The following is a 17493-nucleotide window of genomic DNA, read 5'->3' on the forward strand; positions in this document are numbered from 1 at the left end:
TGCAACACGTCCATTTTGGCACTGTTTGCAGGAGAATGACCTATGACTCCCGAGGTGTCACACCCCGCCTCTACCGTCGCGTCTGCCACGTATCATGTGCAGCGTAGCCTACGTCACTGCCTTTCTACCGTTGCCGAGCTGCTTTATGACAACGGCCATGTACTCGAAACCATAACGCTGCCCCAGCGTGGCCTTACTCGGCGCGAATTGATGGATTTAAATAGCCACTGCGCCAGCTGGAAAACCTGTCAGCGAGTGCTTGAAGAGAGCGGCGCCGCTGAACTTAACGACTATGGCCGCTTTGTGCTAACCCCCATGGGGCGCGAGATGATGTTTGATATGTTCGGCCAGGGTGCCGCTGACTGCGCTTGATCGCGCTCGCGTTACCAACGTTCTATCGATAAACACCTCTTATCGTTAAAACCAAATCGTTAAAACCAAGACGCCCGCACACCGTAAGGATGTGCGGGCGCCTTGCGTTTGGCGTGCTGGCCTCACATTCAGCCGTTTATTAGCGCAGTCCAAGCAACGAAAGAATAAACAGCACGACAACGATCAGGCCAATAATATAAATAATGTTACGCATAACGGCACTCCTTGCTTTTTGCGTTTGAGGCTTTCACTTTTCAAGCTTTAGGTTTCAAAGAAGGCAACAGAATGCTTACCTTTGAAATAACACCCCAAGCCTAGCAGTGATTGGTTATGTTTGCGTACTTTAGCCACAGCTGGCGTTTACTGAGATTTATTGAACCTACCGCCGCTTGTTTCCTCAAACGTTACTACTGTAAGAAAGTTACAAGAGATACAGGCCTTAGACATGCACTTTAGGCATAGACTTTAGAAATAGTCCTTAGACATGGACCTTGTAAAAAGCCTGTTTACTTATCTTTTCTCTATCCTCTCTTCTCCGCCAAATTCAAGGCCAAGCTTGATGCCAAAGGGGCTGCAATGCGCGCTACTGCTTTTCCTTTACTGTTTGTTTTTACGATGGTTTCGTTGCTGCCTGCACTTGCTTCTGCAAGCCAGCCATCAGCCAGCACGCTGCAAGCGCTTGACAAAAAAGCGGGTGAGCTACGCCGTGTGCATACGGTGGTGGTGGCTTATCAGGGCGATATTGTTCACGAGCGACATCAAGGCGGGCCTGGGCCTTCCACCCCCGCTAACATCAAATCGCTTTCAAAAACCGTATTGGCAGCCATTACCGGTGCGGCCATTGAAGACGGCATTATTGCATCTACCGAGCAGCCGTTAGCGGAGCTGTTAGGCCAACTGCCTAGCGGCGTTGACCCACGGGTGAATGATATTACCGTGGCGCATCTGCTTGCTTTACAAGCAGGACTAGAGCGGACATCGGGCAGTAACTATGGTGCCTGGGTCGCCAGTAACCACTGGGTGAACGATGCGCTCACCCGCCCGTTTGTGGATGAACCCGGTGGGCGCATGCTCTACTCCACTGGCACTAGCCATTTGCTCTCTGCCGCGCTTACCCAGGCGAGTGGTGAAAGTACCTACGCCCTTGCCCAGCGCTTGCTTGGCGAGCCGCTAGACATTGCGATTCCTACCTGGCCACAAGACCCGCAAGGTATTTACTTCGGCGGCAACGATATGCAGCTTTCCCCAAGAGCGCTCGTCGAAATCGGCGAGCTTTATCGCAATGACGGCATGGTAGATGGCAGGCGAGTATTACCGGAAGGCTGGGTAGAGGCATCGTGGACGCCAAGAGGCCAATCGCCCTGGACAGGCGATGGATACGGCTACGGCTGGTTTGTCACCAGCTTGGCGCAGGAGCCGGTTATGTACGGGCGTGGATACGGCGGGCAAGCGCTTTATGTGATTCCTGAGCGGGAGATGACCGTTGTGATCACCTCCGACCCAACGCCGCCTTCGCCCGGCGGGCAGTTTCAGCAGCAGCTTAACCAGTTAGTGGTGGGCTTGCTGGAAGGTGAATAGTGAGATGCCGCGCCTCTACTCTCCCTTATGCCCTAGGCTCATAAGATAAAGCGCTGCGGCAAGCGCCAGCACCGAAAGCGCGAGGTAAATGGCTTCCAGCGGCGTACTAAAACGGATATCTACCACGGCGCGGAAAAACTCAATAATCACCGCCAGTATCACCACGCGGGCAATTTTATCCTTGAGCTGATCCAGCGAGCCGACGTTAAACGGGTGTGTGGGATAGCGCACTTCCGCTTGGTCGATACGGGAAACAAACAGCCGGTAGATACCTAGCCCGAAGATTAGCAGCACAATCGCGATTAAATACACATCAACGGCGATGATGATGTCTGGCACCAGGGTGTCGTGGATATCTATAGAGCTATCAACGAGGTAGTAGCGCAGGACGTCACCTACCACGGTTAAAATATCCAGCGTGCCGACGATAAACAGCATCAGTGAGCCTAGTAGGCTTGGCACTACCGCCAACATTACTAAAAAGCGCGAATTCCAAAGCGCTGTTTCAATTCGCCGCTCCCAAGGTGACTGTTCATGCGGCGCTTTAGGTGCTGGTGGCGAAGCTGAATGTGTCTGGGATGAATGTACCTGGGATGAAGGTACCTGGGATGAAGGTACCTGGGATGAGTGTGGCGATGATGACGATTCAGACGGTACTGGATCAGACATAGTGCGTGCTTACTCCTGCAAAAAAGTCGCCGGCTTAGACGACATTAGGATGATAGTATTCACACTTATAGCACGTTGATCAGCACCACCGTAAACGTCACCCCAGTCAGTAGAAAACCCAGCGAGAGCATGATGCCGTCGCGGGCCACTAAGCCTAATCCAAACAGGGTAAGTGCCAGGCCTGCGCCGTTGGCGCTAAACGGAATAAACTCCATCGGCGGCATGGCTAACGCAATGAGTAAGCACATCACCGCGGTCACGCGTATGCCAATATAGCCGGTCATCCACGCTAAACGTACACCTAACAAGCTATCGACCCATTTGGCGGGCTTTTTCATATAGCGAATGGCTTTATCGAATTTTTCCCGTGAAATCGAGCGTTTTGTCAGCCATTTAGGTAACCAAAAAGTTTCTCTGCCGATTAATAGCTGAACAGACGTGAGCACTACCAACACAGCCATCAGTGTTGGCATACCAGGAATATCACCAATGATGGGAGCGAGCGTAATTAGCCCGGCGACCAGCAACAGTGGCCCAAATGAACGCCTGCCTACCGCGTGAACCACGTCGTCTACGCTTACCTTGGCTTTTTCACGCTCCATTCGTTCCATGGTATTAATTAATTCGGTTAAGTTCGATGCATCCTGCATATCACTCATTGGCGTCTCGGCGCTCCATTCCTGTGTTTAGCGTCTGTCCTGTGGGGCACTATTAAGTCTGGGGTGTGCTTTCAAGCTTGCTGCGAATAAAGTCGCTGTGGCTAACGTGTAAAAGATCTGCCAGCCGCCGGATACGATGCTCTTCGAGCGGGTCAACGCTGCCATCGGCCCAGGCAAGTTGCCACATTAGCGCGACTAGCTCATAACGCTGCTCATAACCGTAGTGCTCTTTTATCAAGCTGACAAACTGGTAATGATCGACGGCATCATCCACTTCGGCTTCCGCTAACGTCATTAACTCGTTAACGTCACTTTCACTTAGGTGGTAGCGGTTAATGAGCATTTGCTTGAGTGCGGCGCGTTCAGCATCGCTTTTATCGTAGTCGGCACGCATGATTTCACACAGCAGCGCCGCCGTTGCGAGTTCTAGCGTTAAGGTTTGGTTATCGCGCTGTTCAGGTTCTGCCAGCGCGCGTTGGAAGAAATTGCTAATGGCATCCAGCACGTTAAGCTCTCCTGCTATTGAGTCTTGCTGTTCGACTGCAGTTACCGCACTAAGTGCCTAGATACTGGCTGAAAACTGGATCACTCCTCACTCCTCACTCCTCACTCCTCATTCCTCACTCCTAGCTCCTCACTCTTTGCGCTTCGCCAGCTGCTCTTTTAGCTGCTTGGGCACTTGCTTGATAATCAAGCGGTCCTGGTGTTCATCGTACTCGATGCTGGAACCAAGCAGGTGGGAGTCAAAGCTGATCGACACTCCCCCAGCGCGCCCGGTAAAGCGGCGAAATTGACTGATGGTGCGCTTATCTGGCGGGATCTCCGGTGAAAGGCCGTAGTCTGCATTGCGGATATGGTCGTAAAACGCTTTGGGCTGTTTTTCGTCTACCAAGCCTGAAAGCTCTTCTAGCGTCATTGGCTCGCCACGGCGCAGCTGCTCGTTGGCGTAATCAACCAGGGTGTCGGTTTTTTCTCGGCTGGCTTCGTCGTCGTAGTCCTCTTTTTCAACGTAATCACTGAAGGCTTTCAGCAGCGTACGGGTTTCGGCGGGGGCATCTATGCCCTCTTCCATTCCCAACAGCGCTATCAAGCCATCGGCGAGCTTTTTGCCACCGCGATCTTTTAAAAACGATACGTACTGCGCGCTTTCAGAATCGCTCTGCCACTGGGTCAGGTTTACCCGTGCCGCCAAGGTAAGCTGGCTGGTATTCAGCTGCGCGGCGGGCACTGCTTGGTGCTCTGCGTTAATGCCAATCCCTTCCCGCTGATGAACTAGGCCTAGAAACAGCGTCTCGGTATCGCCTTGGCGTAAGTGAGCAAACACCAAGTAGCCGCTCACCGAAAGCTGCTCTTGCAGCGTTTGCGCAAGACGTTCGGCAATAGCAATCGACAGCTGGGTGAAATCCTGCTCTTCGGCCATGTACGCCCGCAGCCAAGCCACCAGCGGCCCAGCCTGCTCGCCCTGCTCGGCAAACCGCCCCCACCCTTTGGCTTTGGTGTTGTAGGTATCGTTTAACGAATTCACCAGGCTTGCCATCACGGGGTCTTCGTTGGCCGCAGGCGTTGACGCCGGTGCCGCCGTGACGGTTAAGCGCTCGCCATCTAGCGATGGGTCAAGGCGGTGCACAATACTTTGCAGTAGCGGCATAAGCAGGAGTTACCTTTTTTCTAAAAACGATTTATCTAAGAACGAATTATCTAAAAACGCGGTTTAGCTAGGAAAGCGATTTAGCCAAGAACGCGATTTAGCTAAGAGCGCGGTTTAACCAAGAACGGTTGCTTAAAAAACAATTCATCATCAGCGCGGTGTTGGCAAAGAACCGCTTAACAGGCAATCAGCGCATTTAGGGCTTTAAGCGATAACCGGTGCGGAAAATCCAGGCAATAGTGGCAAGGCTGGCGGCTAGGAAGAGCAGGATCATCGCCACGCTGGCCGCTAAGCTGACATCGCTAATGCCGTAAAAGCTCCAACGAAACCCGCTGACCAAGTAGACCACAGGGTTAGCCAGGGTGACGGTTTGCCAGAACGGCGGCAGCATATCAATAGAGTAAAAGCTGCCGCCCAAAAACGTCAGCGGGGTGATGATTAACAGTGGCACCAGCTGCAGCTTGTCGAACCCGTCCGCCCAGATACCGATGATAAAGCCTAGCAGGCTGAAGGTGACGGCAGTAAGCACCAGGAAGGTCAGCATCCAAATCGGATGGGCAATCTCTAACGGCACAAAAAAGTTAGAGGTCAGCAGGATAATCAGCCCCAGCAGGATCGACTTCGAAGCAGCCGCGCCCACATAGCCCACCACCACTTCTAAATAAGAGATAGGCGCGGAGAGGATTTCATAAATGCTGCCGGAAAACTTCGGGAAGAAAATTCCAAACGAGGCGTTAGAGACACTCTGGGTCAGCAGCATCAGCATAATCAGGCCGGGCACAATAAAGGCACCGTAGCTGACCCCGTTAATCTCGCTGATGCGTGAACCAATCGCCGCGCCAAACACCACAAAGTAGAGCGAGGTAGAAATTACCGGCGACACAATGCTTTGCAGCAAGGTGCGGCGGGTGCGCGCCATTTCCGCCATATAAATGGCGCGAACGGGATAGAGGTTCATGAGCGCTCCTTTACCAAGTCAACGAAGATATCTTCCAGCGAGCTTTGTCGGGTATGCAGGTCTTTAAAGCCAATGCCGGCCTTTTCCAACTGTGTGAGCAGCGCAGAAATACCGCGCCCCTCCTCTTCCTGGCGACCGTCGTAGGTGTACACCAGCTCATAGCCGTCGGCGGTTAGGCTCAGCTCGTCTTGCTCAAGCGCGGCGGGAAGTACGGTAAGCGGCGTGTGCAGCTGAAGCGTCAGTTGCTTGCTGCCAAGCTTGTTCATCAGCGCTGCTTTCTCTTCTACCAATACAATCTCACCGCGATTGATGACGCCAATGCGGTCAGCCATCTCTTCGGCTTCTTCAATGTAATGGGTGGTGAGAATAATCGTGACACCGTTATCGCGCAGCCCGCGTACCACGTTCCACATATCACGGCGTAGCTCGACATCTACCCCAGCAGTTGGCTCATCCAGAAATAGAATGCGCGGCTCATGAGAGAGCGCTTTGGCAATCAAGACGCGGCGCTTCATACCGCCTGAAAGCGTCATCAAACGATTGTTGCGTTTATCCCACAAGGCTAGCGACTTAAGCACTTTCTCAATATGCGCTGGGTTCGGCGACTTGCCAAACAAACCTCGGCTAAAACTGACGGTGTTCCATACTGTTTCAAAGGCTTCGTTGGTCAGTTCTTGCGGCACAAGGCCAATAAGCTCACGGGCCTGGCGATAGTGGCTAACGTTATCGTAGCCATCGACGACCACATGGCCTTGGGATGGGTTTACCAGCCCGCACACCACGCTGATTAAGGTGGTTTTACCCGCCCCGTTGGGGCCAAGCAGGGCAAAAATCTCACCGCGTTGAATAGTTAAATCCACACGGGTAAGGGCTTGAAAGCCACCTTCGTAGGTTTTGTTCAAGCCTTCAATAGTAATAATGGGATCGTTCAAGGCGTGCTCCTCACACCGCGACAGTTGTGCCGCGGTGCTTAACGGATGTTCGGCGCCATTAACTGCGGCTGGTGATTTCCAACAAGTGGTAACCAAACTGGGTTTGTACTGGGCCGTGTACTTTGTTCAGGTCACCGCTGAAAACGACCTTGTCGAATTCCGGTACCATTTGGCCGGGGCCAAAGCTACCCAGGTCGCCGCCTTGACGGCCAGATGGGCAGCTAGAGTGCTGCTTAGCCACTTCTGCGAAGTCACGACCGTTTTCGATCTCTTGTTTCAGTGCGTTGCACTGCTCTTCACTGCTTACCAAAATATGACGGGCGCTGGCGCGTGCCATAACAAGCTCCTTATTAAAAAGCCCCAAAGCGGCGTATCAGTTTATCATGCTGGTACAGAGTTAGGCGCTAGCGTTAGCTTGATTAAGGGCCAGCGAGCGCGCCGCTAACACGCAGCGCGTTGCCTACACTTGCCAGGGCGCGTTCGTGGGCGCTTACCGGCAGCGGGCCTCGGCTACAGGCGACAACTACCCAAGGCCCCTGGGCTGAAGAAATACGTGAGGCAATACCCGCATCGCAGCTGCGACGGTGCTGGGTACCGGTTTTATGAGCAAAATGAACGTCACTGCCCATCCCTTGTTTCAAGCGTCGCTCACCAGAAGACGTGCGGCTCATTACCGCCAGCAGCGTTTGGCGCTGCTCGGTATTCAAATCCGTCATGCCGCCATGGTGAAGCGAGGCCAGAACATCCCCGAAGGCACGCAGCGTGCCTACGTTCTCACCCGTGGCTTCATAGGCATCAAAGGCGCGATCGTAGTCCGGTTGCTTGAAGGCATCTTGGCGCACGTTAAGGGTTTGGGCTAACGCTACCGGCCGCTGGTTAATACTGTGCTTGCGCAATTCCATAAAGTCTAAACCACCTAAGCCCTGAGCAGCGGGATGAAGCTGGCTATAAACGCCTTGGCGTACTCCCACAAGCTTGCTAATCGGCCCTAGTGCGCTGGGCCTTCCACCACTCGCGGCCACCATGGCCTTCGCCCGTTCATTCACTGCCGGAAGCCCAACACGGTCAATCAGCATATCGGAGGCGGTGTTATCGCTAACGGTGATCATCTGTTCCAACAAATAACCAATAGAAATAGGCGTGCCTGGATCATGCCAGTTAACCGGGCCTGCACCATCCACATAGTCGCTGCGCGCCAGGGTAATCCGCTCATCAAGCGATAACCTGCCAGCTTGGCGCTCGGCCAACACCTGGGCAGCCACCGGTATTTTTATCAGCGATGCCAAATACCACGGCTCATCGGCTTTCCAGGAATAGGCTTCGCCACTGGCCAAATTCTGCACATACACGCCTAACTGCCCGCCAAATACCTCTTCGATAGCGGCCATGCGAGCATTTAAGTCGCCCTGCCAGCGGCTCTGTTTATCGACTTCATAATACCAGTCGGCATTAACGGGCAGCGCTATTAACAGCGCTACTACCATTAGCCCGCGCTGTATCCAGTGTCGCAAATCGTCAACTCCCGTCAGTTTAATCGCGCTTACTTTACCGATGAGCCGCCATCCAGCGGGTCAGCCAAATCCACAGCGCGGCACCGAGTATTAACAAACCGCCAACGCCAAGCGCCTGTGGGTAGCTGTAGGCCCCGTCGCCTTCCAATAAAAAACGCAGCACCAGAAAAATCATCACGATATGAAAAATAAACGCTTTGAGCGCATCACTACCAACGAGGGTAAGGGGCAGCAGTACTTTCGCAGCGGCTTTTCCACCGGCCAGGGCTAACCCCAGCAGCACCAGCGCGCCGCCCACGCTAAACAGCATAAAGTTTATTCCTGGCGGGTGTTTCCCCACATTGCGTGCCACCGCCAGCATCGCACCATGAACATCGCCCTCGGCGATAGCTATGCCATAAAAAGCGGCTACCATCAGCGCCCCCACCCCTACCAGCCAAAGAATTAAGCGGCGGCGTAAGGCGGCATCGAAATAGCAGCGTAGCAGCGCCTCACCGATCAATAAGCCAGACAGTATGAGTGGGGCGCGGCTAAGCTGCCCCCAGGCATAGTGCTCTTCATGGTCAACCAGAAACGCTTTTAAGAGGTCATAGCCCCCAAAGGAAAAGCCTTGTAGCCACGCTGAAAGCGCCGTTAATCCTACGATGGTTATTAAACGCCCCCACAGTGGCGTTTTTGCCCACAGCGGCAATATTAACGGCACCCAAAGCAAGGCAACGGCATAGAAGCCTAGAATCTCTACCCAGATAGCAAATCGCCCATAGAGCAGCGTATCAACAATATCGCTAGGCGAGCTAAAGGGCAGCATTTCTATAACAATTAGCGCCTTATACCAAAACCAAACCTCAATGGCCCTTACCCACAGCTTTAACCGCCGCTTGGGCCAGTCGTCACGTTGGGTGTGAGATAAGAAGGCCACCGCCAGTGCAATACCAAACACTAAAATAAACAGCGAGGACGAGAATTTAGTCAAAAAATGGATAGGTACCATGCCCCAATCAGGCACATTACGAATACCTACTAAACCACTAACAGCATGGCTAATAATCATCAGCCCAATGGCGATACCGCGAGCGAGATCAATCGCCTCGATACGGCCTTGCGCCTTAGGAAGCTGCGGCATCTCCATCCAGTTCAACACGTCGGTAACGTCCTTGTGGCTGATGTTAATAATAGGACTTTAACCATAGCCTATTCATTGCCCGCCCCCTACTTAACATCTTTTAACGCAAAAATGCCCCGCAACTGGCGGGGCATTTCATGGTTCATCCGTGAACCGGAATAGAAGTTAATCCTTTAGCAGTCATGAGTTACCAACCGGAATCATCTTCCTCTTCAGTTTCCCATGTGTCTTGCTCTTCTTCTTCCTCTTCATAGGTAAATTCTTGCTCTTCCTCTTCGTACTCGGTCGTTACACCTTCATTAGTAGCGCCTTCAGTGGTGGCACCTTGCTCTTGATCAGAGTCGAAAGAGTTGTAAGCGCCCTGCTCATCCTGGGTCGTTTCTTCCTGAGGAGCGGGCTCATAATCATCGTTGCCTTCCATGCCAGCAAAGGCCAGCGGGCTAGCGATTAAACCAAACGATACGCCTAAAATGCCAAGTTTCTTGAGAGCTTCCTTTTTCATGGTCATGCCTCCTGATATGGCTTCACTTTTACGTCAGTTTTCAGTAATCAAAAAAATTCGGTGATTTGAAAACGTTGGTTAGTGGCAAGAACGTTATGTCTTCCTAACATTTCGCTCTTGCCCAGACTATTGCAGCCGCCATACCAGAAAATGCCAATAAAAATAAAAACTCTATAAATACAATATCTTAAATAAAAATTACGCATGCCAACCGAATGACAAAACGATTTTTAATTAGCAATTTATTGTTTATCAATGACACATGAGCCCTGCTGTAGCATGTCAATCGAGATTTAGGTATTTAATACCCCATCACCCTGGGCAGCCACGTGGCAAGTTCAGGTATAGCGATCAACAATAAAATTGTAGCGAGAATAGGTAACAAGAACGGCAATACCGCCTTGACCACCTGCCCGTAGCGTAGTCGCGTGATTCCCACCATCAGAAACAACACTGTGCCAAAGGGCGGTGTGATAACCCCAACTGAAAGCGTAATGACCATCACAATACCGAAATGAACAGGGTCTAACCCCGCACTTAATGCGGCAGGCACAACAATCGGGGTGAAGATCAAAATGCTTTCAATCACCGACATAAAACAGCCGATCAGCAGGAAGAACAACGCAAAGCAGAGCAACAGCGCAATCGTCGGCATCTCAATGCTGGCCACCTGCCCCGCCAACGCCTGAGGAATGCCCATACGTACCAAAATCCAGCCATAAAAGCTGGAAACAGCAATAATCAGCAGGATTACGGCACTGAACATCAGGGTACGCTGGAAGGCATTAAACAAGTCGCGCAGACTTAAGTCGCGATAGATCAGGCCACCTAAAATAATCGCATAGAGCGAGGCAATAGCACCCGCTTCCGTTGGTGTAAAGAAGCCCCCCCAAATACCACCGACAATAATGGCAGGCATCATGAGAGGTAAAATAGCGCGCTTGCCGGTTCGTATAACTTCGCAGGCATCAAACGGCGTAGGCTTAGGCATCACTACTTTGCCTGTTGCTCCGAGCACTACCGTCATACCCATTAGCAGTAGTGCCATCAAAATGCCGGGCAACAGCCCCGCCATAAACAGCCCACCGATACTCACATTGGCTAGCCAGCCATATACTACTAGCGCAATGCTTGGCGGCAAAATCGGCCCAATAACGCTTGACGCTGCGGTAACACCAGTCGAGTAACCCAGCTCATAGCCACGCTCTTTCATGGCTTTAATTTCAATGCTGCCAAGACCCGCCGCATCGGCCACGGCAGTACCCGACATAGTGGCAAAAATAGAGCTGGCAACCACATTGGCGTGACCAAGCCCACCCTTGGTAAAGCCTACTAATGCCGTGGCGAAATCAAAAATCCGCGTGGTCGTTGAGCCAATATTCATAATATTGGCAGCCAAAATAAACAGCGGGATGGCTAGCAAGGTAAAGTTGTTGAGTGTTTGCACCATACGCAGTGGCAGTAGCTCAACGGGTAACCCTCCCGTACCGGTGAATACCAAGGCTATAAACGAGGTGACACCGATGGCCACCACAACAGGCAACCCAATGGCCATTAGCACCAGCAGGCCGCCAACGAAAATCAGTAATTCAGTCATGGGGCCATCACCTCTTCTTCACGGGGCGCTTCAAGCCAGAAAACGGGGCCGCGCAGCGTTTTCCAAAGTGCAATGACCGCCATGCCCGCGAAGCTAAAGAAGATACCGTAGTAGAGGTAGCTGAAACTAATACTTAACGAAACGGTTTTATTGTTGGCACTCATATCCGACATAATCCATGCGCCCCATGCCGCTAGTACAAAAAAACCGCAAGAAATAAGAGAAGTAAGCCGGTACTGACTATTTTTACCGAAGCGAGAAAGCTTGTGGCTGAACAGGTCAACCACTAAATGCTCACTGCGTATCCACGCAGAAATAGAACCAAAGCCAATGGCATAAATGGCCAGCAGTGACGCAACCTCTTCTGTCCATGGCATCCCCAACCCAAGCAGGTCTCGGGCTACCACTGCTGAAACAATGAGCAGCAATATCGCGGCCATTAACGTCACCCCCACCCCATCGCAAAGACGGGTGGTGTAACGCAACACATAAAAAGCGATTCTATCCGGCCCGTTTCTGGGCGGCATAGCTGAGTCCACGGGAACGCTCCTGAGGCTTAATAAGGCTTAAATAGGTATCTTTTAAAACTACAACGACGGCCCGATAGGCCGCCGTTGATCATTTAGCACAAACAATTACTGGCTTTCATTACCTAACGCATCTTCACGCACACCATCAGCCATATCGGCCATGACACGATCAATCGCTGGCAACGCCGCTTCGCGGAAAGCGTCAATATCGGGCTCGATAATCGTCATGCCCTCTTCCTGTAGCGCCGTCAGGTAGTACTCATCAAGCTCACGCTCACGCTCTGAACCATGCTCCCTGGCGACATGAATAGCTTCCTCGATCAACGCTTGATCTTCCGCCTCTAACCCATCCCACCAACGTGAACTGGCTACCCAGTTCCAAGGAAACTGCACGTGGCTGGTCATAATGATGTGATCCTGCACTTCCCACAGGCGGCGGGTATAGGGCGATGACAATGAATTCTCATGGCCATCGACTTGACCTGTTTGCATGGCCAAGTAAATTTCCGGCGCGGGAACGTTAACTACTTGGGCGCCGATCTCTTCCCACACCTCAAGCCATACGGGAAGCGATGGCAGACGCAAACGGAAGCCATCTAAATCTTCAGGGCTATTGATCGCCTTATTGGCGGTCATATGGCGTGGACCACGGTGTTGGGTGCCGAAATATTTAAGACCGCCCTGATTTTCAGCCTGCTCAATCAAAGCTTGGCCAGAAGGACTTTCCATGTAGGCATCTACTTCGTCCCACGTTGAGAACACAAACGGAACGGTAATAGCGTCATACTCTGGCGCATACTGCTGGCGCCAGTTGCCTCCGGTGATAGAAAGCTGGGTTTGGCCTAAATTGAGCAATTCCAGCACCGCGTTTTCACCACCGAGGGAACCTGCTAGAAAAGGACGCACGTCAAAACGGCCCGGTGCTTGCTCTTCTAGGTATTCGGCAAAACGCTCGACTGCTGCGCTTTCAGAGCCGCCTTCACTCATAGTGTTATTAACTTGAATTTCGATCGGGTTTGCTAAGGCAAAGGGAGCCGCCGTTAGCATACCCAGGGTGGCCAGCGTGGTAAGCAATGTTGTCCGCATGGGATGACTCTCTACGGTTGTCATTATTGGATGTGGTTACCGATATTAAGTGTGATGCTTAACACAGCATTTTTGCTGTTTGATTGATCTTGAAACAAGCAGCCAAACGGCTCAAATCGACGTTTATGAAGGCTGACTTCGTCAAATACGATGGCTAGAAACGCCGCTATAGCGCGCTAAACTGCTCACCCCATTATCACCGTACGACCAAAGATGAATATCTACTGCACTCTTAGGCTATCTCAATGGAGGTTGCTTGCTGCTTTTTAGCAGTGATTTAAAACGCCATTTTCACCAGGAGCTTTCATCATGCACGAAGCCGCACCCGTCGTGTTTATTACCGGCGCCACTTCTGGAATCGGTCTTGCTTGTGCCCACCGTTTTGCCCAAGCGGGCTGGGCACTAGTATTAACAGGACGACGTCAAACACGCTTAGAGGGGCTCTATAACTCACTGAAAAACAGCGTACCTGTGCATATCGCTCAACTGGACGTCAGCAACCCACAAGACGTAGCTAACGTGGTTGCAGCGTTGCCAGAACGTTTTAAGCACGTGCATGCACTAATCAATAATGCAGGGCTAGCGCTAGGTAAGGGACCAGCACAAAACGCTGAGCTTGATGACTGGCATCGAATGATTGATACCAATGTGAAAGGATTAGTGACTGTTACGCGCCACCTATTGCCAAAACTCATTGCCGCTGGCCCTGGCTCAACGGTAATAAATCTGGGTTCTATCGCCGCTCATACGCCTTACCCAGGCGGACATGTGTATGGTGCCACCAAAGCTTTTGTAGAACAGTTTAGTTACAACCTTCGCTGCGATGTTGGTCCACAGGGCGTTAGGGTGACCGACCTCGCTCCTGGGATGACAGCGAGTGAGTTTACGCTGGTTCGTATGAAGGGTGATCAGCAAGTAGCCGATAGCTACTACGAAGGCACGGCACCACTCCAGCCTGAAGATATCGCCGACCAAGCCCTCCATATAGCCTCACTTCCACCGCATATCAATATCACGCGCTTAGAAGTGATGCCGCTTTGTCAGCAGTGGTCGGCTCCCACGATACTGCGAGATTAAACGCCAATTCGATGAACCTTATAGCGCTGAATGCGCTTCTTCAGTCAGAAGGTCCACCATGTGCCTTGCCGTGGCAGGAAGAGTCGCATAGCGGCGTACGCCAATAACAAGCTCCCGCTGGGCCCAGCCGTCGTTCAACGGGATGCTTTTAAGCTGCAGATCACCTAGCTCGCGATATATCGTTTGCTCTGGCAGCACGCCTACCCCCATGCCATGGTGAATCATGCGACAAATGGCATCAAAACTGCGTACCTGAATGCGCATTCTCAGCGCTTTTCCCGCTAGGTTAGCCTGCTCAAGCAACAGCGCTTGCAGCGAAGCATCTTGCTGCAAGCCAATAAAATCGAAAGCCAGTGCTTCGTTGAAGGCAATACTGCTTCGCTCCGCTAATGGATGTTCATCAGGTGTTACTAACACTAAGCGATCACGCCGATAGGGAATTATCTGCAAGTCTGGCGCAGCCACATGCCCAGCAAAAATGCCAATATCGGTTAAGCCATCCCTTACAGCGGCAATAATTTCACTACTGACACGCTCTTGCAGGTCGATTTTTATTTCAGGATAGTGGCGAGAGAACGCACTAAGGTCTTGGGGGAGAAACGCGATGATTGCTGAGGTATTGGAATGAATACGCACATGCCCACGCACGCCTTCACCATATTCGCTAAGCTCTGCCTGTAAGCGTTCAACGTTGTCGAGGATACGCCGCGCATGGTGCAAAAACGCTTGCCCAGCCGGCGTTAGCTCCACACCTCGGGGTTTACGGTAAAGTAGCGTTGTTCCAACCAAGCTTTCAAGATCGCTCATACGCTTGCTGACGGCGGCAAGGGCTAAGTGTTCGCGTTCGGCAGCCGCGGTCAAACGGCCTTCGTCTGCAACAGAGATAAACAGCTTGAGCGTAAAGAAATCAAAGCGGCGCATCTCGGCAAACTCCTGAAAAGTAACCTGACTATGCTAGCGCATACCTTCGCCAGTCACGAAACCTTTGTTACCCATTGCCTAATTGTCGCCCCTAGGCGGCTCACGCATGCTGGTAGGCAACAATATTAACGACACGACCAGGAGAGCCTTAATGCATGCTCCCGAAGCGCGCCAGCTTCCTTTAGAAGGCTTGAAAGTCCTTGAACTTGGGCAGCTCATTGCTGGCCCCTTTGCGACCAAGCTGTTGGGTGAATTTGGTGCCGATGTCATTAAAGTAGAGCCGCCTGGTACCGGCGACCCCCTTCGCAAATGGCGAATGCTTGAGGAAGGCACCTCGCTTTGGTGGCACGTACAGAGCCGTAACAAGCGCTCAGTAGCGTTGGACTTGCGCAGTGAAGAGGGCCAAGCGCTGGTGCGCAAGCTCGCTGCCGAGGCTGATGTGGTGGTGGAAAATTTCCGCCCTGGCACTTTAGATAGTTGGGGATTGGGCTGGGAATCGCTCTCTAAGCTCAACCCAAGGCTAATCATGGTGCATATTTCCGGCTACGGACAAACGGGGCCTTACCGCGATAAGCCCGGCTTTGGTGTGGTGGGCGAAGCCATGGGCGGGTTGCGTTATCTTACTGGCCAGCCAGGAGAGCCCTCTGTGCGCGTGGGTGTAAGTATTGGTGATTCACTTTCCGCGCTTTACGCTGTCATTGGCACCTTGCTGGCACTGCAAGAGCGCAACCGTAGCGGCCTGGGGCAAGAGATCGACGTGGCGCTTTATGAGTCGGTATTTGCCATGATGGAGAGCCTGCTGCCGGAATTCGATGCCAGCGGCCAGGTGCGTGAACCCAGCGGCAGCGCCCTGCCCGGTATTACGCCTTCTAACGCCTACCGCTGCCAGGGCGGCGATTACGTGCTCATTGCCGGTAACGGCGACAGTATTTTTAAACGCTTGATGGGGGTCATTGGCCGTGATGATCTGGCCAACGACCCCGCGCTAGCCCACAACGATGGCCGCAGTCAGCAGGCTGAAATGATCGACGCTGCTATACAAGCGTGGTCTGAAGAGCGCCCAAGAGAGGCGATTCTTAAAGCGCTGGATGAGGCACGTGTGCCAGCAGGCTATCCGTACACCGCCGAAGATATTGCCTTTGACCCCCATTACTTGGCGCGGGAAATGATTCAAACCTTCACTCGCCCCAACGGCAAACCATTAAAAGTACCCGGTGTACTGCCCAAACTTAGCGCTACCCCAGGACGGCTTGGCGATGGCGGCCCTGCGCTTGGCCAGCATACCGATGACGTGCTGGATGAGCTGGGAATCGACCATGAAACCCGTGCCAAGCTTCGTCAAGCGGGCATTATTTAAGGAGAGCGCTATGCACAAGTCCACGAGTCAACCCATGCCCTGTCCGACAGCACCCTATCCTAAAAAAATAGAAATTAATGAAGTCGCCCCGCGTGACGGTCTGCAAATTGAAGCGCGCTTTGTCCCCACCGACGATAAAATCCGCTGGATCGACGCGCTCTCCACTACCGGTCTGCGGCGCATCGAGGCGACTTCGTTCACATCGCCCAAAGCGATTCCTAACCTGCGCGATGCTGCGGACGTTGTCACAGGTATTCAGCGCCGGGCTGGGGTCGATATCAGCGTCTTAGTGCCTAACCTTAAGGGCACAGAGCGTGCGCTCGCCTGCCAAGTGGATGAGATTAATTTGGTGATGTCGGCAAGCGATAGCCATGGCCTGGCAAACCTTCGCATGACGCCAGAGCAGTCGCTTGAGCAATTTGCCGCGATTGTGGAGGCCTGCCAAGGCAGCGACGTGTTTATCAACGCCTCACTGTCAACCGCCTTTGGCTGCCCGTTTGAAGGCGAGGTGCCTGAAACGCGGGTTCTCGCTCTGGTGGAACAGCTGATCGCGCTGGGCATTCAGGGCGTCACGCTATGCGACACCACAGGCATGGCCAACCCAGCCCAAGTGAAGCGCCTGTGTGATGCCGTGCTTGAGTGCTGGCCAAAAACGCCATTCACGCTGCACTTTCACAACACCCGCGGCATGGGCTTAGCCAACGCCCTGGCGGCGTGGCAGGCGGGCATTAGCCGCTTTGATGCGTCGCTCGGTGGGCTGGGGGGCTGCCCCTTTGCTCCAGGCGCTAGCGGTAATGTATGCACCGAAGACTTAGTACATATGTTTGCAGCGATGGGGGTCGATACTGGCGTCGATCTAGATGCGCTGCTTGACGTTGCCGCCACCCTACCGACGCTTATCGGCCACGACGTGCCCGGGCAAGTGGTAAAAGCCGGGAAATCATCCCGGCGTTATGCGATGCCCGAGCGTTAA

General features: G+C 52.8%; 19 protein-coding genes. 5 read left to right on the forward strand and 14 right to left on the reverse strand.

Going from position 1 to position 17493, the window contains the following annotated elements:
- Positions 1-42: 42 nt before the first annotated feature.
- Together CR46_RS0106810 and CR46_RS0106815 are read left to right on the forward strand one after the other, a co-directional pair.
- Positions 43-372: a hypothetical protein gene (locus CR46_RS0106810; RefSeq protein WP_030071204.1), complete on the forward strand. Its 330-nt coding sequence runs from the start codon at positions 43-45 to the stop codon at positions 370-372.
- 576 nt (positions 373-948) lie between these two features.
- Positions 949-1950, forward strand: coding sequence for a serine hydrolase domain-containing protein (locus CR46_RS0106815; RefSeq protein WP_030071206.1), 1002 nt, complete (start codon positions 949-951; stop codon positions 1948-1950).
- Between the two features lie 15 nt (positions 1951-1965).
- Here the strand turns inward: CR46_RS0106815 and CR46_RS0106820 are convergent, their stop codons facing one another.
- The 13 genes from CR46_RS0106820 to CR46_RS0106880 all read right to left on the reverse strand — a co-directional run bounded on the left by CR46_RS0106820 (position 1966) and on the right by CR46_RS0106880 (position 13165).
- Positions 1966-2619, reverse strand: a complete 654-nt coding sequence (locus tag CR46_RS0106820; protein ID WP_232222350.1) for a YqhA family protein — start codon at positions 2617-2619, stop codon at positions 1966-1968.
- A gap of 65 nt (positions 2620-2684) precedes the next feature.
- Positions 2685-3278 (reverse strand): exopolysaccharide biosynthesis protein, encoded by a 594-nt coding sequence (locus tag CR46_RS0106825; RefSeq protein ID WP_030071211.1) that lies wholly within the window; start codon positions 3276-3278, stop codon positions 2685-2687.
- Positions 3279-3330: 52 nt separating this feature from the next.
- Positions 3331-3783: a tellurite resistance TerB family protein gene (locus CR46_RS0106830; RefSeq protein ID WP_030071214.1), complete on the reverse strand. Its 453-nt coding sequence runs from the start codon at positions 3781-3783 to the stop codon at positions 3331-3333.
- 129 nt (positions 3784-3912) lie between these two features.
- Complete coding sequence (gene yejK / locus CR46_RS0106835) at positions 3913-4926, reverse strand: nucleoid-associated protein YejK (protein WP_030071216.1); 1014 nt, start codon at positions 4924-4926, stop codon at positions 3913-3915.
- A gap of 196 nt (positions 4927-5122) precedes the next feature.
- On the reverse strand, positions 5123-5884 hold the full coding sequence (locus CR46_RS0106840) for an ABC transporter permease (protein WP_030071218.1): 762 nt from the start codon (positions 5882-5884) through the stop codon (positions 5123-5125).
- Positions 5881-6816, reverse strand: coding sequence for an ABC transporter ATP-binding protein (locus CR46_RS0106845; RefSeq protein WP_030071220.1), 936 nt, complete (start codon positions 6814-6816; stop codon positions 5881-5883). Before CR46_RS0106845 ends, CR46_RS0106840 begins: the two co-directional genes overlap by 4 nt.
- Before the next feature lie 58 nt (positions 6817-6874).
- Positions 6875-7153: a peptidylprolyl isomerase gene (locus CR46_RS0106850; RefSeq protein WP_030071222.1), complete on the reverse strand. Its 279-nt coding sequence runs from the start codon at positions 7151-7153 to the stop codon at positions 6875-6877.
- An 82-nt stretch (positions 7154-7235) separates the two neighbouring features.
- Positions 7236-8300: a serine hydrolase gene (locus CR46_RS0106855; RefSeq protein WP_030071225.1), complete on the reverse strand. Its 1065-nt coding sequence runs from the start codon at positions 8298-8300 to the stop codon at positions 7236-7238.
- 61 nt (positions 8301-8361) lie between these two features.
- The gene (locus CR46_RS0106860; protein ID WP_030071227.1) at positions 8362-9468 is read right to left on the reverse strand and encodes a heparan-alpha-glucosaminide N-acetyltransferase domain-containing protein; all 1107 of its coding nucleotides are present in this window, start codon (positions 9466-9468) and stop codon (positions 8362-8364) included.
- A 169-nt stretch (positions 9469-9637) separates the two neighbouring features.
- Positions 9638-9952, reverse strand: a complete 315-nt coding sequence (locus CR46_RS0106865; RefSeq protein WP_009722824.1) for a hypothetical protein — start codon at positions 9950-9952, stop codon at positions 9638-9640.
- A gap of 301 nt (positions 9953-10253) precedes the next feature.
- Positions 10254-11549, reverse strand: coding sequence for a TRAP transporter large permease (locus tag CR46_RS0106870; protein WP_030071229.1), 1296 nt, complete (start codon positions 11547-11549; stop codon positions 10254-10256).
- Positions 11546-12076: a TRAP transporter small permease gene (locus CR46_RS0106875; RefSeq protein ID WP_404813857.1), complete on the reverse strand. Its 531-nt coding sequence runs from the start codon at positions 12074-12076 to the stop codon at positions 11546-11548. Before CR46_RS0106875 ends, CR46_RS0106870 begins: the two co-directional genes overlap by 4 nt.
- Positions 12077-12184: 108 nt before the next feature.
- The gene (locus CR46_RS0106880; protein ID WP_030071233.1) at positions 12185-13165 is read right to left on the reverse strand and encodes a TRAP transporter substrate-binding protein; all 981 of its coding nucleotides are present in this window, start codon (positions 13163-13165) and stop codon (positions 12185-12187) included.
- Positions 13166-13474: 309 nt separating this feature from the next.
- On the opposite strand from CR46_RS0106880, the gene CR46_RS0106885 reads away from it, so the two are divergent.
- A complete protein-coding gene (locus CR46_RS0106885) occupies positions 13475-14242 on the forward strand; it encodes an SDR family NAD(P)-dependent oxidoreductase (RefSeq protein ID WP_030071235.1) in 768 nt (255 codons plus the stop codon).
- A gap of 18 nt (positions 14243-14260) precedes the next feature.
- On the opposite strand, the gene CR46_RS0106890 is transcribed toward CR46_RS0106885, so the two are convergent.
- On the reverse strand, positions 14261-15163 hold the full coding sequence (locus CR46_RS0106890) for a LysR family transcriptional regulator (protein WP_030071238.1): 903 nt from the start codon (positions 15161-15163) through the stop codon (positions 14261-14263).
- A 151-nt stretch (positions 15164-15314) separates the two neighbouring features.
- Between CR46_RS0106890 and CR46_RS0106895 the strand changes: the two genes are divergently transcribed.
- A complete protein-coding gene (locus CR46_RS0106895) occupies positions 15315-16520 on the forward strand; it encodes a CaiB/BaiF CoA transferase family protein (RefSeq protein WP_030071239.1) in 1206 nt (401 codons plus the stop codon).
- A gap of 10 nt (positions 16521-16530) precedes the next feature.
- On the forward strand, positions 16531-17493 hold the full coding sequence (locus CR46_RS0106900; RefSeq protein ID WP_232222352.1) for a hydroxymethylglutaryl-CoA lyase: 963 nt from the start codon (positions 16531-16533) through the stop codon (positions 17491-17493).

The organism is Vreelandella neptunia, assembly GCF_000712975.1.
GTDB classification, from domain to species: Bacteria; Pseudomonadota; Gammaproteobacteria; order Pseudomonadales; family Halomonadaceae; genus Vreelandella; species Vreelandella qaidamensis.

Excerpts from the sequence above, each read along its gene's own strand:
- CR46_RS0106840 (WP_030071218.1), bottom strand. The coding sequence starts at position 5,884 with ATGAACCTCTATCCCGTTCGCGCCATTTATATGGCGGAAATGGCGCGC.
- CR46_RS0106825 (WP_030071211.1), bottom strand. The coding sequence starts at position 3,278 with ATGAGTGATATGCAGGATGCATCGAACTTAACCGAATTAATTAATACC.
- CR46_RS0106820 (WP_232222350.1), bottom strand. The coding sequence starts at position 2,619 with ATGTCTGATCCAGTACCGTCTGAATCGTCATCATCGCCACACTCATCC.
- CR46_RS0106865 (WP_009722824.1), bottom strand. The coding sequence starts at position 9,952 with ATGAAAAAGGAAGCTCTCAAGAAACTTGGCATTTTAGGCGTATCGTTT.
- CR46_RS0106880 (WP_030071233.1), bottom strand. The coding sequence starts at position 13,165 with ATGCGGACAACATTGCTTACCACGCTGGCCACCCTGGGTATGCTAACG.
- CR46_RS0106895 (WP_030071239.1), top strand. The coding sequence starts at position 15,315 with ATGCATGCTCCCGAAGCGCGCCAGCTTCCTTTAGAAGGCTTGAAAGTC.
- CR46_RS0106850 (WP_030071222.1), bottom strand. The coding sequence starts at position 7,153 with ATGGCACGCGCCAGCGCCCGTCATATTTTGGTAAGCAGTGAAGAGCAG.
- CR46_RS0106810 (WP_030071204.1), top strand. The coding sequence starts at position 43 with ATGACTCCCGAGGTGTCACACCCCGCCTCTACCGTCGCGTCTGCCACG.
- CR46_RS0106875 (WP_404813857.1), bottom strand. The coding sequence starts at position 12,076 with ATGCCGCCCAGAAACGGGCCGGATAGAATCGCTTTTTATGTGTTGCGT.
- CR46_RS0106870 (WP_030071229.1), bottom strand. The coding sequence starts at position 11,549 with ATGACTGAATTACTGATTTTCGTTGGCGGCCTGCTGGTGCTAATGGCC.
- CR46_RS0106890 (WP_030071238.1), bottom strand. The coding sequence starts at position 15,163 with ATGCGCCGCTTTGATTTCTTTACGCTCAAGCTGTTTATCTCTGTTGCA.
- CR46_RS0106855 (WP_030071225.1), bottom strand. The coding sequence starts at position 8,300 with ATGGTAGTAGCGCTGTTAATAGCGCTGCCCGTTAATGCCGACTGGTAT.
- CR46_RS0106885 (WP_030071235.1), top strand. The coding sequence starts at position 13,475 with ATGCACGAAGCCGCACCCGTCGTGTTTATTACCGGCGCCACTTCTGGA.
- CR46_RS0106900 (WP_232222352.1), top strand. The coding sequence starts at position 16,531 with ATGCACAAGTCCACGAGTCAACCCATGCCCTGTCCGACAGCACCCTAT.
- yejK (WP_030071216.1), bottom strand. The coding sequence starts at position 4,926 with ATGCCGCTACTGCAAAGTATTGTGCACCGCCTTGACCCATCGCTAGAT.
- CR46_RS0106815 (WP_030071206.1), top strand. The coding sequence starts at position 949 with ATGCGCGCTACTGCTTTTCCTTTACTGTTTGTTTTTACGATGGTTTCG.